The following is a 15,448-nucleotide window of genomic DNA, read 5'->3' as shown; positions in this document are numbered from 1 at the left end:
CTGGAGCGGTTTCAACCGTCCTCCCAGCCACCGCCCAGGGCCCTGATCAGGCCAACGGTGGCCTGCGCCTGGGCGCCGCGCAGCTGCACCGCCTGGCGCCGGTTGCGCAACTCGCTGCGCTGGGCGTCGAGCAGCTCCAGCTGCCCGATCATGCCGTTGCGGTAGCGTGCACCGGACAGCACGGTGGCACGCGTGGCGGCCGCCACGGCACGCTCCTGCGCCGCGGCCTGGCTGCGCAGCAGCTGCAGCGACGCCAGCTCGTCCTCCACCTCGCGCACTGCCACGAGCACCTGCTCGCGGTAGCCGGCCGCGGCCGTGTCGAAGTCGGCCCGTGCCTGGGCCACGCCGGCCTCGCGCCGGCCGCCGTCGAAGACAGGCAGCGACAGCAGCGCCCCCAGCCCCCAGGCGCGCGCGGACCAGCGCAGCAGGTCGCCCAGCTCGGGCGAAGCCGTGCCGGCCGAGGTGGTGAGCGCGAGGCTGGGGAACCACGCCGCCTGCGCCACCCCCACGCGGGCCTGCGCCGACAACAGCCGGCGCTGGGCCGCCGCCACGTCGGGCCGGCGCGCCAGCACCGTGGCCGGCACGCCGGCGGGAATGCCCGGAAGGCTCAGGGCATCGAAGCCCGCGCCCGGCGCCAGCTCGAAGGCCGAGGCCGGCTCGCCCAGCAGCTGCGCCAGCGCGTGCTCCAGCAGGCGGCGCTGCCGCTCCAGGGCCAGTGCGTCGGACTCGGTGGCCGCCAGCTCGCTGCGCACGCGCTCCAGGTCCAGCTCGGCCACGTCGCCGGCGGCCAGGCGCCGTTCGGTCAGGTGCAGCGTGCCGCGGTGCGCCTCGACGGTGTCGGCCACGATGGCGCGCTCGGCATCCAGCGCCCGCAGCGCCAGGTACGCCTGTGCCACGGCTGCCTGCACGGCCAGCCGCGTGCTCTGCAGCAGGGCGGCCTGGGCTTCGGCGTCCAGCGCCGCGGCGCCAGCGGCCTGCGCCAGGCGTCCCGAGAGGTCCACCTCCCAGCTCAGCCGGGCCGCCAGGCTGCCTTGCGTGGCAGGCTGGTTGTCCAGCAGCGGCTGCGTCTGGCGCGCGGCGCCGGCGGCCACGTCGATCACGGGGCGGCGCTCGGCCTGCGCCTGCTGCTGCAACGCGCGCGCCTGGGCCAGCCGCGCCGCGGCCGCCTGCAGCGAGGTGTTGCGCTCGGCGGCGCGCTGCAGCAGCCCGTCCAGCACCGGGTCACTGAACACCGCCCACCAGCGCCCGCGCGGCAGGGCGTCGGCCGGCGGGGCCACCGTCCAGCCGTCGGGCGAGGCTTCCTTGAAGGCCGCGGGCACGGGCTGGAGAGCAGCCGTGTCCACGGCCGGCGGCGGCGTGGCGCAGCCAGCCAGCACGAGCACGGCGGCCAGCGCGGCCAGGGCGTGGCGAATGGGGGTCCTGGGTTGAGAGCTCATGTCGGTCTTCCTTGGGACTTCGTCATTCGTGGCGTGACAACGGCATGGCCGGCTGCGTGCTGCCCAGAGCGCCGCCGGCGGCGTGTGTCGCGGCCGGGGCGGCGGACTGCGGGACCTCGCCGTGGTGCTTCAGTGGGCGGTTGCCGGCCACGCGCCGCAGCAGCACGTAGAACAGCGGCGTGAGGAAGAGGCCGAAGACCGTGACGCCGATCATCCCGGTGAAGACGGCCACGCCCATGGCGCGGCGCATCTCGGCCCCGGCGCCGCTGGACAGCACCAGCGGCAGCACGCCCATGACGAAGGCCAGCGAGGTCATGAGGATCGGACGCAGGCGCAGCCGCGCCGCCTCGACCGCCGCCTGCAGCGGCGTGCGGCCGGCGAACTCCAGCTCGCGCGCGAACTCCACGATCAGGATCGCGTTCTTGGCCGACAGCCCCACCAGCACCACCAGGCCGATCTGGGTGAAGACGTTGTTGTCGCCGCCGCTGAAGTGCACGCCCGCCATGGCGGCCAGCAGGCCCAGCGGCACGATCAGCACGATCGCCACCGGCAGCGTCAGGCTCTCGTACTGCGCCGCCAGCACCAGGAACACCAGCAGTATCGCCAGCGGGAACACCCACACGGCGGAGTTGCCGGCCAGGATCTCCTGGTAGGTCAGCTCGGTCCACTCGAACTCGATGCCCGGGGGCAGCGTCTCGCGGGCGATGCGCTCGACGGCCTCTCGCGCCTGGCCGGAGGACCAGCCCGGCGCCGGCGCGCCGTTGACGTCCGCCGACAGGAAGCCGTTGTAGCGCATGGCGCGCTCGGGCCCGAAGCTGGGCTGCAGCTTCAGCAGCGCGGAGAGCGGCACCATCTCGCCCGAGGCCGCGCGCACCTTGAGCTGGCCCACGTCCTCGGCCCGGGCACGGAAGGCCGCATCCGCCTGCACCCGCACGGAGTAGGTGCGCCCGAAACGGTTGAAGTCGTTGACGTACAGGCTGCCCAGGTAGGTCTGCAGCGTGTCGAAGATGTCCGTCACCGGGATGCCAAGCTGGCGCGCCTTGGTGCGGTCAATGTCGGCATGGAGCTGCGGCACGTTGACCTGCCAGCTGGTGAACAGGCCGGCCAGCTCCGGCGCCTGGCCCGCGCGCGCCATGAAGGCCTTGACGGCCGCGTCCATCGCTTCGTAGCCCAGCGAGCCGCGGTCCTCCAGCTGCAGCTTGAAGCCGCCCGTGGTGCCCAGCCCGCTGACCGGCGGCGGCGGGAACATCACGATGAAGGCGTCCTCGATCTGCGAGAAGGCCTGGTTGAGCGCGGCCGCGATGGCCGCTGCGCTCTGTGCGGGGTCCTTGCGCTCGTCGAAGGGCTTGAGCATGGCGAAGGCGATGCCCGAGTTGGAGCTGTTGGTGAAGCCGTTGATCGACAGTCCGGGGAAGGACAGCGAGCCCTCGATGCCCGGCGTGGTCTTCATGATCTCGCCCATGCGGCGGATCACGGCCTCGGTGCGGTCCAGCGTGGCACCGTCGGGCAGCTGCGCGAAGCCGATGAGGTACTGCTTGTCCTGGGTCGGCACGAAGCCCGAGGGCACGGTCTTGAACAGGCCGACCGTGGCGCCCACCAGCGCCAGGTAGATGCCCAGCGCCAGCGCCTTGCGCGAGAGCACGCGCCGCACGCCGCCGCCGTAGGCCTGCGCGCCGCGGCCGAAGGCGCGGTTGAAGGCACGGAACAGCCCGCCCAGCACCCGGTCCATGCCCCGCGTGAGCGCGTCGCGCGGCGCGTCGTGGCTGCGCAGCAGCAGCGCCGCCAGCGCCGGTGACAGCGTGAGCGAGTTGATGGCCGAGATCACCGTCGAGATGGCGATCGTCACGGCGAACTGCTTGTAGAACTGGCCCGTGAGCCCGCTGATGAAGGCCAGCGGCACGAACACCGCCACCAGCACCAGCGCGATGGCGATGATGGGCCCCGACACCTCGCGCATGGCGCGGTAGGTCGCCTCGCGCGGCGCCAGCCCGGCCTCGATGTTGCGCTCGACGTTCTCCACCACCACGATGGCGTCGTCCACCACGATGCCGATGGCCAGCACCAGGCCGAACAGGCTCAGCGCGTTGATCGACAGGCCCAGCGCGTGCAGCACCGCGAAGGTGCCGACGATGGACACCGGCACCGCCAGCAGCGGAATGACCGAGGCGCGCCAGGTCTGCAGGAACAGCACCACCACCAGCACCACCAGCAGCACGGCCTCGGCCAGCGTGTGCACCACCGACTCGATGGAGGCGCGCACGAACTGCGTCGGATCGTAGGCGATGCGGTACTCGACGCCCTCGGGCATCTGCTGGCGCAGCTCCTCCATGGTGCGGCGCACCGCGGCGGAGATCTCCAGCGCGTTGGAGCCCGGCGCCTGGAAGATGCCGGTGCCCACCGCCGGCGCGTTGTCCAGCAGCGAACGCAGCGAGTAGTCGGCCGCGCCCAGCTCGATGCGCGCGATGTCGCGCAGCCTGGTGACGCTGCCGCCGGGGCCGCTGCGCACGATGATGTCGCCGAACTCCTCCTCGCTCTGCAGCCGGCCGCGGGCGCTGATGGACAGCTGCAGCTCCACGCCCTGCAGCCCCGGCGAGGCGCCGACCACGCCCGCAGCGGCCTGCACGTTCTGCTCGCGGATGGCGCGCACCACGTCGTTGGCCGACAGGCCGTGCTCGGCCGCCTTCTGCGGGTCCAGCCACACGCGCATGGCGTACTCGCCGCCGCCCCAGCTCTGCACCTGGCCCACGCCCGGGATGCGCGCAAGACGGTCACGCACGTTGAGCAGCACGTAGTTGCGCAGGTAGTCGGCGTCGTAGCGCCCGTTGGGCGAGACCAGGTGCACCACCATGGTCAGGTCCGGCGAGCTCTTGACCGTGGACAGGCCCAGCCGCCGCACCTCCTCCGGCAGCCGCGGCTCGGCCTGCGCCACGCGGTTCTGCACCAGCTGCTGCGCCTTGTCGGGGTCGGTGCCCAGGCGGAAGGTGACGGTGAGCGTGAGCAGGCCGTCGGTGGTGGCCTGGCTGCCCATGTAGAGCATGCCTTCGACGCCGTTGATGGCCTCCTCCAGCGGCGTGGCGACGGTCTCGGCAATCACCTTGGGGTTGGCGCCGGGATAGCGGGCGTTGACCACGACCTGCGGCGGCACCACCTCGGGGTACTCCGAGATGGGCAGCGTCCGCAGCGAGATCAGGCCGCCGAGGAAGATCAGCAGCGACAGCACGCCGGCGAAGATGGGCCGGTCGATGAAGAATCTGGACAGGTTCATGGTGGGAGTTCCCGGCTTGGACGGTGGCGGGCCTCAGGAGCGGCCCGGGGCGGCGTCGCCGCTGGCCTGGCGCAGCGGCTGGGGTTCCATGGCCACCGGCTGGGGCGCCACCAGCGTGCCCGGGCGCACCCGGTGCAGCCCGTTGACCACCACGCGCTCGCCGCCGCGCAGCCCCTGGGTGACGATGCGCAGGCCGTCCACCGCCGCGCCAAGCTGCACCTCGCGCCAGGCGGCCTTGTTGTCGGGGCCGACGACGATGACGAAGCGCTTGTCCTGGTCGGTGCCCACCGCGCGCTCGCTGACCAGCACGGCACTGGCGCTGCGCGGCTGGCCCAGTTGCAGCCGCGCGAACTGCCCCGGCATCAGCGCACCGTCGCGGTTGTCGAACACCGCGCGCAGCCGCACCGTGCCGCTGCGCGCATCGACCTGGTTGTCCACCAGCTGCAGCCGGCCCTCGGCCCGGGCCGGCCCTTCCATGCGCACGGGCACGCGCTCCAGCTGCGCCGGCGCCAGCCCGCTGCCGGCATCCGCCAGCACGCGGGCCACCACCTGCTCGTCGGCGTCGAAGCTGGCGTAGATGGGGTTCACCGACACCAGCGTTGCCAGCACCGGCGCGCCCGGCCCTGCGGCCACGAGGTTGCCCGGGGTGACCTCCATGCGGCCGATGCGCCCGGCCACCGGGGCGCGCACCTGCGTGTACGTCAGCGACAGCTGCGCCGACTGCAGCGCCGCCTGCGCCGCGCGCAGGTTGGCCTCGGCCTCGCGCAGTCCGTGGCTGCGCTCGTCGAGCTCGCGCTGCGCGATGGCACGCTCCTCCCACAGCCGCTCGGCGCGCTGCTGCTCGCTGCGGGCCTGCGCCAGCCGGGCCTGCGCTGCCGCAAGCTGGGCCTGCGCCCGCTCGACCTCGGCGGCATAGGGGGCGGGGTCCAGCGTGAACAGCAGCTCGCCGGCCTTCACCAGGGCGCCTTCGCGGAAGTGAGCGGCCTGGACGGCGCCGGCCACGCGCGGGCGCACTTCCACCCGCTGCACGGCTTCGAGCCGGCCGGAGAAGGCTTCCCAGGTGGTGACCTCGCGCTGCGACACCTCGGCCACCGACACTGGCACAGCCGCCGGCGCCGCGGCAGCAGCCGCAGGCGCTTCGGCCTGGCTGGCGCCCAGGCCGGACAGGGCCGGGCCGAGGGTGCCCAGGGCAATGGCGGCGGCCACGATCGACAGGCCGGCCACGGCGGGACGGCGGCGCAGGGAATGGAACAGCTTCATGGTGGATGGTCCTGGACTTGTTTTTGGCAAAGGCCGGCCTGCCCGGCTGCGCGAACGCGGCCGGGAGCGGTCAGAGAAAATGTCAGTTCAGCCCCGGGCGGCAGCCCGGTCCGGTACGCCACCGTGCGGCGGCCAGCGCTCACCGCAACACGACTGCAGGAAGGCGCGCACGTGAGGCCTCAGCGCATCGGCCCAGGGAGCGGGGGCGGGGTCGCGGTAGCTCACGGGCCAGCCGGTGGGGCCGTCGAGCCGCGCCTCGCTCACCGCCACGCCGGCCTGGCGCAGGCGGGCGGCGTAGGCGCGGGTCTCGTCGCGCAGCGGATCGTCGGCGGCACTGACCAGCAGCGCGGGCGGCAGCCCGGCCAGGCGCAGGGCACGGCCCGGCGCCGCGTAGGGGTGCAGCACATCGCTGGCGCAGGACAGGTACTGCCGCCAGCCCTCGGCCCAGGGGCAGTGGGCCGCGCTGGCCTGGGCGTCGCGCTGCGAGGCCGTGCCGGTGCAGACGTCCAGCATGGGCGACAGCAGGATCTGGCCGTGCAGCGGCGGCGCGCCGCGGTCGTGCGCGGCCAGGGCAGCGGCGGCGGCCAGGTTGCCGCCCGCCTCCTCGCCGGCCAGCAGCAGCGGCAGCCCGGTGGCCTGGAGCCGCTTGCGTTGCCGATGCAACCACGTCAGCGCCGCGTGCACGGCCTCCAGCGCCGCGGGGAAAGGCCGCTGCGGCGCCAGCGGGTATCCGAGCGAGGCCACCAGCGCGCCCTCGGCCGCCAGCACGGCCGCCACGCGCGCGCCCTCTCCCGCCGTGCCGGCGACGAAGGCACCGGCATGCAGGTGCAGCACCAGCGCGGCCGGCGCCGCCGCCGGCAGGGTCCAGCGCAGCGTCAGCGCGGTGTCCACGCCAGGCAGGGACAGCCGCTCCTCACGCACCGAAGGCACGGTTGTGGCGTTGGGGTTGGGCAGGCTCATGGCAGGCAGTTCGGCTGGAAAGCGGATGCCCTGCACGATAGTCAGTGCCGCTGCGCGGATAAACCGGCGCTGCGCTCATGCTTCGTTGCAGCCACGCTAACAATCGGGCGCCGGATTCGCGGTTCAAATACGGATCGCGGTGAAATTTCGGCCAGGGGGTGCCTGATGGACAAGCTGCTTGCGATGCAGGCTTTCGTGCGCGTGGTGGAGGCCGGCACCTTCAGCCGGGCGGCAGACACGCTGTCCCTGCCCAAACCCACCGTGACGCGACTGGTGCAACAGCTCGAAGCACAACTGCAGACCAAGCTGCTCAACCGCACCACGCGCCGCGTGACGCTGACCACCGATGGTGCGGCGTACCACGACCGCGCGCTGCGCCTGCTGTCCGAGCTCGACGAGCTGGAGTCCAGCATGACGCGAGCCAAGGCCAACCCGCGCGGGCGGCTGCGCGTCGACGCGGGGACCGCCGTGGCGCAGCTGCTGCTCATTCCCGCGCTGCCGGACTTCCATGCGCGCTACCCCGACATCCAGCTCGACCTGGGCGTGACCGACCGGCCGGTGGACCTGCTCAGCGAGAACGTGGACTGCGTGCTGCGCGGCGGCGAGATCACCGACCAGTCGCTGGTGGCACGGCGCATCGGCAACTTCCACACGCTGGTGTGCGCGACGCCGGGCTACCTGGAGCGCCACGGCACGCCCGTGCATCCGCGCGACATCGAGCAGGGCGAGCACGTGGTGGTCAACCACTTCTCGTCCCGCACCGGCCGCATCTACCCCTTCGTCTTCGAGCGTGGCGAGGAGCGCCACGAGGTGCAGGGCCACCACCGTGTATCGGTCAACGATTCCAGCGCAGCGCTGACCGCCGCGCTGGCCGGGCTGGGCATCGTCAACACCGCCACCTTCATGGCCCAGCCCTACATCGCAGCCGGCCTGTTGCGCCCGGTGCTGGTGGACTGGTGCTCGGAGTCGGTACCCATCCACGTCGTCTATCCGCCCAACCGGCACCTGAGCGCCAAGCTGCGCGTGTTCGTGGACTGGGTAGCCGACCTGTTCGCGCGCAGCGACCAGATCCAGCGCCAGTGCAGCCTGCCGGGCTGCATGGCCGCCGCCATTGCCGCCAACCGAACGGGCAGCTCCACCGTGCCTGCGTCGGCGGATCTTCCAGCGGCGATGGCAGCGCCTCCCCAGGTCCTCGCGCAGGAGGCCGAGCGCACCTTGGCGGCCGGCTGAACGGCCTCAGCACGTTGCACGCAGGGTTCAGTCCTGCCGCAGCCCGATGCGTCGGGCCACGGTGCCCCAGGTCTTGCTGTCTGCTGCCAGGCGTTGCGCCGTCTGTTCCGCGCTCGCGGCCACGACCTCCTGGTCCGTCAGGCGCAGCTTCTCCACCACGTCGGGGCTGTCGAGCCCCTGGCTCAACGCGGCGTGCATGGCATTGACGATGGACTGCGGCGTGCCGCGCGGCGCGAAAAGCACCAGCGAGAAGGTGGCATCGAAGCCGGGGTAGCCCGACTCGGCCACGGTGGGCACATCCGGCAGCAGGGGCGAGCGCTTCGTGCCGGACACCGCCAGGGCCGCCAGGCGCCCGGAGCGCACGTGCGGCAACACCGTGGGCGCGGCCAGGAAGCCGCAGTCCACCTGGCCGCCGATGATGTCCTGCATCGCCGGCGCCGGGCCCTTGTAAGGCACGTGCGACAGCGTCACGCCCGCCGCGGCGTTGAAGAGCTCGGTCGCCAGGTGACCCGGCGAGCCCGCGCCGCCGGAGCCGTAGCTCATGGGCTTCTCCCTGGCACGGCGCACTAGGTCCGACACGCCGCGCAGGCCCAGGCCCGGATGGCACACCAGGGTCTGGCTGAAGCTGCTGGCCCGCATCACCGGCTGCAGATCAGCGGGCTTGAAGCCCAGACGCGAGTAGACGTGCGGATTGACGGTGAGCAGCGTGTCGGTAGTCCAGAGCCAGGTGTAGCCGTCGGGCGCCGCGCGCGCCGCCTCCGAGGCGCCCAGGTTGCCGGCCGCGCCGGGCTTGTTGTCGATGATCACCGGCTGCCTGAGCAGCGGCTGCATCTTCTCGCTGGCCGAACGCAGCACGATGTCGCTGGGCCCGCCCGGGGGCAGCGGCACGATGATGCGGATCGGCTTCGCGGGCCAGGCAGCCTGCGCCTGGACGGCCAGCGGCAGCGCCGCAGCCAGGGAAAGCGTCATCGCGCACAAGGCAGCACAGGGTGCGGCGCGGGTCGGGGCTTGGGTGGGCATCGTCGTCTCCTGGTGTGCGCAGGCTGGGGAGTTCAAAAGCTGTGGCGCAGGCCCACGCCGAGGGTGCGGGCCGAGCCGCCGACAGGCAGGGCGTTGTTGGCGCCGAAGGCGCCGAGCAGGGCGGCGTTGGCCCGGCCGTTGTAGCCCGCGTCGCGGTCCTCCACGCGCGCGTAGCGCAGGTACAGCTCGGTGCGCCTGGACAGCGTGTAGTTCGCGCCCACGTTGACGTGGGTTGTGCGTCCCTCGGCCTTGGCCGCCCCGGTAGCGTAGGCACGGCCGTTGTCACGCACCTGGCCCACCTGGGCAACGACGCTGAGCGCACCCGCCACGGGAGCACGCACGCCCACCGCAAAGCCGCGCGAGCGCGCCGTGGCCGCGGTGGGCAGCTCGTTGCGGTGCTCCCAGAAGTTGCCGCCGAGCTGCGCGCCGCCCAGGCGCCAGGTGGCACCCAGGTTGAAGGCCCGCTGCTCGGCATCGCCGGCCGGCAGCGCCTGGCCGCCCTGGTGGAAGCCGGCGCTGGCGTCGAGGGCGCCGCCCTGGTAGCGCAGCAGCGCGCCCAGGCTGCGCCGGGCGGTGCCGGCCGCGGGAATCCAGCCGGTGGTGGGGCCGGGCGCGACGGCGGCCCCTTCGCCGGCGGCCACCGACACCGCACCGGAGAAGCCGCCGAGCTTCGGGCTCCACCAGCTCAGCTGGTTGTCCTGCCGGCTTTGCTCGCCGTTGGACAGGTACATGGCGAACACCGGCGAAAAGGCGGAGAAGGCATCGATGTCGCTGGACTGCATCGAGTAGTGCAGGGGCGCGTACTGGCGGCCCAGGCGAATCTCGCCGGCAGTGGCCGAGGCCAGACCGACCCAGGCCTGGCGGCCGAACAGCCGTCCGCCCTGCAGTGCCGTGCCGGTATCCGGCGCGAAGCCGTTCTCGATCACGAAGCTGGCGGCCAGCCCGCCGCCCAGGTCTTCGCTACCGCGCAGGCCCCAGCGCGAGGCGGCGCTGCCGCCGCTGGAAACGCGGTTCACGGTGGGCTGGCCGGAGATCCGGGCCGATTCCACATAGGCATCGACGAGGCCGAAGACGCTGACGCCGGCTTGCGCCGACGCGGTGCCGGCACAGGCCGCCAATGCGGCTGCGGCAAGGACAGGTTTGCTCATGGAGGGATCTCCTGGTGGTTGTGATTCGTCCTGGCAGGCCGGGGATGCCGGCCGGGTGTTGGCGCCGCCGCGCGCGCCGCCTCAGAGCGCGCGGGGCGCGGTGCACTCCTCGAACACGCGCGCCGTGCAGCGGGCGCAGGCGTCGCGGTCCAGGCGCCGGGCGATGGCGGCAATGGCGCGTTGCTTGTCCGGGAACACGTGGTCGGCGCCCAGCTCGTCGAGGAAGCCGTCGCGCCGCCACTGCGCCAGCACCGGCGGGCGCGGGCGGTGGAAGTAGAGGTCGCCGCCCATGGCGCGGCGCGCGCGCAGCTCCTGGCGCCACAGCTCCGCGCCGGCCACGTCGATGAAGTTCATGCTCTTGGCCATGACCAGCAGGTGGCGCTGCGGCGCGGGCGCGTCACGCAGCGCCTGCAGCCGGTCGGCCACGTGGGCCGTGGCGCCGAAGTAGACCGAGCCCTCCATGCGCAGCATCTTCAATTGCGGGCATTCCGGCAGCGCGCCGGGCGTGTGCGAGACCACCACGAAGGGCCGGTGCGCGTCGCCACGGTCGCGGTCGAAGCCCATGGTGCGCATGGCCGGGCGCGAGGTGCGGTGCAGGTACAGGCCCAGCGACAGCGCGCTGCCGACGAGCACCGCGATCTCCAGGCGCAGCGTCAGCGTCGCGCCCAGGGTGACGAGCGCCACCGTGAGCTCGGAGCGGCTGGCGCGCGCCAGGCGGCGCCAGCGCGGGATGTCCAGCAGCGTCCAGCCCACCAGCACCAGCAGCCCCGCGATGGCGGCAAAGGGAATCTGCGCCAGCACCGGCGCGCTCAGCGCCACCAGCGGCACCACCAGCAATGCGGAGAACACGGCGGCCAGCGGCGAGCGCGCGCCGGCCTCGAGGTTGGGCAGGGAGCGGTTCAGGGAGCCGCAGGACACGTAGCTGGAGCACAGGCCGCCGAGCAGGTTCGAGAGGCCCTGGCCCAGGAACTCGCGGTTGGCGTCGATGCGCTGGCCGCTGCGTGCGGCTACCGCCTTGGCGATGGCGATGGACTGCGCCAGCGCCACCACCGTCAGCGCCGCCGCGATGCCGAACAGCTGCGGCAGCTGCTCCAGCGCCACGCCGGGCACGTGCAGCGGCGGCAGCGCCGAGGGCAGCGGCCCCAGCAGCCGCACCTGCCACGCCGGCGGCGCAAAGCGCGCCAGCAGCGCGGCCAGCAGCGTGCCCGCGGCCAGCCCGAGCAGCATGAAGGGCGAGCCGCGATGCCGGCGCCGCAGTACGGCCGCCGTCGCCAGGGTGACGCCGGCCACCAGCAGCGCCCCGGGCTGCGGTGCTTGCGTGAAAGCGGCGCGCAGCACCTCGCCGGCACCGGCGCCCGGCGGCAGCACCAGGCCCAGGGCGTCCTGCAGCGCGTGCACGACGATCAGCAAGGCCGCACCCGCCGTGAACCCCAGCAGCGCCGTGGGCGAGATGAAATTGGCGACCGAGCCCAGCCGCAGCGCACCGATGGCGAATTGCAGCAGCCCCACCAGCACCGTCACGGCCAGCGCCAGCTCGACGTAGGCGGGCGAGCCCACGGCCGCCAGCGGCGCCAGCATCGCGAACAGCGCCAGCGAGTTGGCGTTGGTGGGCCCGGATACCACGTGGCGGCTGGAGCCGGCCAGCGCCGCGACGATGCAGGGCACCACCGCCGAATACAGCCCGTACTGCGGCGGCAGCCCCGCCAGCGTGGCGAAGGCGATGCCCTGCGGCAGCACCAGCACCGCGCCCAGCAGGCCGGCCAGGGCATCGGCGCGCAGGCTCTGCGGCACGGGAAGGCGCCAGGCGCGATGGAGCGGCATGAGCGAAAGGGGCACGGAACGCCGCTCAGTCCTGTTGCAGGCCGATCTTCCGGGCCACGGCGCCCCACTTCGTCGAGACCTGCTCCAGCGTGAGGCGGGCCTGTGCCGGGGTGCTGGACACCACCTCCTGGTCGGTGAGCTTGAGCTTCTCGACCACGGCGGGGTCCTTCAGCGCGCGGGCCAGGGAGTCGCGAAAGCGCTGCTGCACCTCGTCGGGCGTGCCGCGCGGGGCGGACAGCCCGGTGAAGAAGGTGGCGTCGAAGCCGGCCACGCCGGCCTCGGCCACGGTGGGCACTTCAGGCAGCACCGGCGAGCGCCGGGCGCCCGAGACGGCCAATGCCAGCAGCCGGCCGCTGCGCACGTGCGGCAGCACCGTGGGGCCGGCCAGGAAGCCGCAGGGCAGCACGCCGCCGATGACGTCCTGCACCGCCAGCGCCGGGCCCTTGTAGGGCACGTGATCCATGTCCACGCCGGTGCTGGCCAGCAGCAGCTCCATCGCCAGGTGCCCGGGCACGCCGTTGCCGCCCGAGGCGTAGCTCAGCCGCGTGGCGCGCGCCTTCTTCAGCAGTTCAGGCAAGGTGCGCACGCCTGCCGCGGGGTTGCACACCAGCGTCTGGCTGAAAGCGCTGGCCAGCGTCACCGGCACCAGGTCCTGCGGCTTGAAGCCCAGGCGGGGATAGACGTGCGGGTTGACGCTGAACACCGTGTCGGTGCTCCACAGCCAGGTGTGGCCGTCGGCCGCCGCGCGCGCCACCTCGGCCGCGGCCAGGTTGCCGCCGGCACCGGGCTTGTTCTCGATGACGATGGGCTGCCGGAAGTCGGCCTGCATCTTCTCGGCCGCCACGCGCATGACGATGTCGGTGGGGCCGCCGGGCGGAAAGCTCAGCACCACGCGGATCGGCTTCGAGGGCCACCCGGGCTGGGCCAGGGCCGCCGGTGCGATGGCGCCCAGCGCCGCGGCCGCGAGGGCGGACCAAAGGAATTGCCTGCGCATGTTCATCTCCTTCGTCGTTTACCACTGGCCGAAAAACACGCCGGCCTGCTTGTGGCGGTTGGTGCGCGACTCGACGAAGGCGTCGGTCACGGTGGTGCGGTGCTTGCGCCGGGCAAGGAAGTCCAGCAGTTGCGCGCGCAGCGTCTCGCGCACGCCGGCGTGGCTGGCGCTGCGGCCCAGGTCCTGGAACTCCTGCGGGTCGGCCTGCAGGTCGTAGAGCTGCCCGGGTGCACCCAGCCAGTACACGTAGCGCCAGCGCGCGGTGCGGATCGAGAAGGCGCGCGCCTCCTGCGGCCCCGCGCCCACGAGCAGCCGCGCCTGCTTGAAGCTGTAGTCCAGCTCGGAGTAGACGAAGTCGCGCCAATCCGGGGTTTCCTCGCCATGCAGCAGCGGGCACAGGCTTCGGCCCTCGACGCGGTGCGTGGGCTGCGCCAGGCCCAGCGCGTCCAGGACGGTGGGCACCACGTCCACGGCCTCGACGAAGCGCTCCTCCACGCGGCCGCGCGTGGCGTCGGCCTCGCGGCGCGGATCGACCACGATGAAGGGCACCTTCTGCACCGTGTCGTGGAACAGCTCCTTCTCGCCCAGCCAGTGGTCGCCCAGGTAGTCGCCATGGTCGGCGGTGAAGACGATGAGCGTGTCCTGCATCAGGCCGCGCGCCTCCATGTGTTCGAACAGCCGGCCCAGGTGGGCGTCGAGCTGCGAGACCAACCCCTGGTAGGCCGGGCGCACGGTGCGGATGCAGTCCTCGCGCTGGAAGCTCAGGCTCTCCTCGCTTTGCCGGTAGGCCGCCACCACCGGGTGCTCGTCCTCGCGCTCGGCGGCGCTGCGCACCACCGGCAGGCACTGGTCCGGCGTGTACATCGCGTGGTAGGGCGCCGGGGCCATGTAAGGCCAGTGCGGCTTCACGTAGCTCAGGTGCAGCACCCAGGGCTGATCGCCCATGCGGTCCATGAAGGCCATGGCCTGGTCGGTCATGAAGGCGGTCTCGGAGTGTTCCTCGCGCACCCGCGCGGGCAGGTGCACGTTGCGCATGTGCCAGCCGCTGACCACGCGCCCTTCCCCGTCCACGCCGGAGATGACGTAGTCGCTCCAGGGGTCGGCGCTGTCGTAACCGTGCGCCCGCAGGAACGCCGGGTAGCCGCTTTCTTCGCCCGGCGTGTGGTGGCCGTCGTAGCGGTCGATCTCGACGAAGCCGCCGCGCTCCAGGAAGGTGCCCAGTTCGGACTGCCCGTCCAGCGCCAGCCGTGCCAGCCCTTCGTGGTCGGGCATGACGTGGGTCTTGCCGGCCAGCGCCAGCGTGCGCCCGGCGCCCTTGAGGTACTCGCCCAGCGTCACCTCGCCCACGGGCAGCGGCACGCGGTTCCAGGTGGCGCCGTGGCTGATGGGGTAGCGGCCGGTGTAGTAGCTCATGCGGCTCGGGCCGCACACGCCGCTGTTGACGAAGGCATTGGCGAAGCGCACGCCGCGCGCGGCCAGCGCATCGAGGTTGGGCGTGCGCAGGTACGGATGGCCGCTGCAGCCGAGATGGTCCCAGCGCAGCTGGTCGGCCATGACGAAGAGGACGTTGCGTGTCTTTGACATGGCGCAACTCTAGGAACGGGACAATGAATTGTTGAAATCAACCGATGTCCGCAATGACCCTGAGCCGCCAGGCCGTGCGCCTCGACGAATTGCTGAACTACCGCCTGATGCGGCTCATCGCGCTCAGCGGCGCACCCGTGATCCGGCTTTGCGAGGGGCGCCACGGCATCGCGCGGCGGGAATGGCGGCTGCTGGCCCACCTGGCGGCCCACGGGCCGCTGTCGCCCTCGGCCCTGGCCGAGCAGATCGCGCTGGACCGGGCGCGCACCTCGCGCGCCATCGGCAGCCTGTCGGCCAAGGGCCTGGTGGAGCGCGTGGCGCTGCCCGGTGACCGGCGCCGCGCGTTGGTCGCCTTGAGCGACAAGGGCCGGGCCCTGCATGCCGAGTTGTTCCCACAGGTGGCAGAGCTCAACCGCCGCTTGTTGGCGGCGCTGGACGATGGCCTCCTGGCCAGTCTGGACACCGCCCTGCAGCGGCTCGACGCCCAGGCACAGCAGATCAACCGCAGCTTCGCCACTGAAGTGCGGGCGGATCGCAGCCGCGGGGCAGGACGGCGCGCTGAAACGACCTCGAAGTAGGAAATTCCACTGGCGCTGCCCTAGGGAAGTCCCTGATGTCTTGATCCTTCTCAAACAATTCGACGATCCGTACACTGAATGTCATTCCGTGTACTGATTGACGCCGTTCCACGTGGGACGGTGACGGTAGACGGCCATCCCGGGCGCGCTGC

11 protein-coding genes are annotated in these 15,448 nt (G+C 72.7%); 2 read left to right on the top strand and 9 right to left on the bottom strand.

What is annotated here, in order from left to right:
• Nucleotides 1-11 precede the first annotated feature (11 nt).
• The 4 genes from FJ694_RS19385 to FJ694_RS19370 all read right to left on the bottom strand — a co-directional run bounded on the left by FJ694_RS19385 (nt 12) and on the right by FJ694_RS19370 (nt 6,921).
• Entirely contained in the window at nt 12-1,436 is a 1,425-nt protein-coding gene (locus FJ694_RS19385; RefSeq protein ID WP_157268971.1) for an efflux transporter outer membrane subunit, read from the bottom strand.
• Between the two features lie 22 nt (nt 1,437-1,458).
• Nucleotides 1,459-4,701, bottom strand: a complete 3,243-nt coding sequence (locus FJ694_RS19380) for an efflux RND transporter permease subunit (protein WP_157268970.1) — start codon at nt 4,699-4,701, stop codon at nt 1,459-1,461.
• Between the two features lie 33 nt (nt 4,702-4,734).
• Nucleotides 4,735-5,961, bottom strand: coding sequence for an efflux RND transporter periplasmic adaptor subunit (locus FJ694_RS19375; RefSeq protein WP_157268969.1), 1,227 nt, complete (start codon nt 5,959-5,961; stop codon nt 4,735-4,737).
• An 87-nt stretch (nt 5,962-6,048) separates the two neighbouring features.
• On the bottom strand, nt 6,049-6,921 hold the full coding sequence (locus FJ694_RS19370; RefSeq protein ID WP_157268968.1) for an alpha/beta hydrolase: 873 nt from the start codon (nt 6,919-6,921) through the stop codon (nt 6,049-6,051).
• Between the two features lie 165 nt (nt 6,922-7,086).
• On the opposite strand from FJ694_RS19370, the gene FJ694_RS19365 reads away from it, so the two are divergent.
• On the top strand, nt 7,087-8,151 hold the full coding sequence (locus FJ694_RS19365; RefSeq protein ID WP_157268967.1) for a LysR family transcriptional regulator: 1,065 nt from the start codon (nt 7,087-7,089) through the stop codon (nt 8,149-8,151).
• A 27-nt stretch (nt 8,152-8,178) separates the two neighbouring features.
• Here FJ694_RS19365 and FJ694_RS19360 read toward each other — a convergent pair whose 3' ends face one another.
• The 5 genes from FJ694_RS19360 to FJ694_RS19340 all read right to left on the bottom strand — a co-directional run bounded on the left by FJ694_RS19360 (nt 8,179) and on the right by FJ694_RS19340 (nt 14,718).
• On the bottom strand, nt 8,179-9,171 hold the full coding sequence (locus FJ694_RS19360; protein WP_157268966.1) for a Bug family tripartite tricarboxylate transporter substrate binding protein: 993 nt from the start codon (nt 9,169-9,171) through the stop codon (nt 8,179-8,181).
• Nucleotides 9,172-9,203: 32 nt separating this feature from the next.
• Nucleotides 9,204-10,319 (bottom strand): porin, encoded by a 1,116-nt coding sequence (locus tag FJ694_RS19355; RefSeq protein WP_157268965.1) that lies wholly within the window; start codon nt 10,317-10,319, stop codon nt 9,204-9,206.
• An 81-nt stretch (nt 10,320-10,400) separates the two neighbouring features.
• Nucleotides 10,401-12,140, bottom strand: a complete 1,740-nt coding sequence (locus FJ694_RS19350) for a SulP family inorganic anion transporter (protein WP_157269007.1) — start codon at nt 12,138-12,140, stop codon at nt 10,401-10,403.
• A 25-nt stretch (nt 12,141-12,165) separates the two neighbouring features.
• Nucleotides 12,166-13,134 carry a Bug family tripartite tricarboxylate transporter substrate binding protein gene (locus FJ694_RS19345; RefSeq protein WP_232540122.1) on the bottom strand — a complete coding sequence of 323 codons (969 nt, stop codon included), beginning with the start codon at nt 13,132-13,134 and terminating at the stop codon, nt 12,166-12,168.
• An 18-nt stretch (nt 13,135-13,152) separates the two neighbouring features.
• Complete coding sequence (locus tag FJ694_RS19340; protein ID WP_157268963.1) at nt 13,153-14,718, bottom strand: sulfatase-like hydrolase/transferase; 1,566 nt, start codon at nt 14,716-14,718, stop codon at nt 13,153-13,155.
• 44 nt (nt 14,719-14,762) lie between these two features.
• Between FJ694_RS19340 and FJ694_RS19335 the strand changes: the two genes are divergently transcribed.
• Nucleotides 14,763-15,296: a MarR family winged helix-turn-helix transcriptional regulator gene (locus tag FJ694_RS19335; protein ID WP_310735054.1), complete on the top strand. Its 534-nt coding sequence runs from the start codon at nt 14,763-14,765 to the stop codon at nt 15,294-15,296.
• Nucleotides 15,297-15,448 lie beyond the last annotated feature (152 nt).

The sequence above is a fragment of the Azohydromonas aeria genome (genome assembly GCF_009760915.1).
Taxonomy (GTDB): domain Bacteria; phylum Pseudomonadota; class Gammaproteobacteria; order Burkholderiales; family Burkholderiaceae_C; genus Azohydromonas; species Azohydromonas aeria.
Note: the sequence above shows the minus strand (reverse complement) of the source record. Positions and strands in the feature narration are given on the sequence as shown.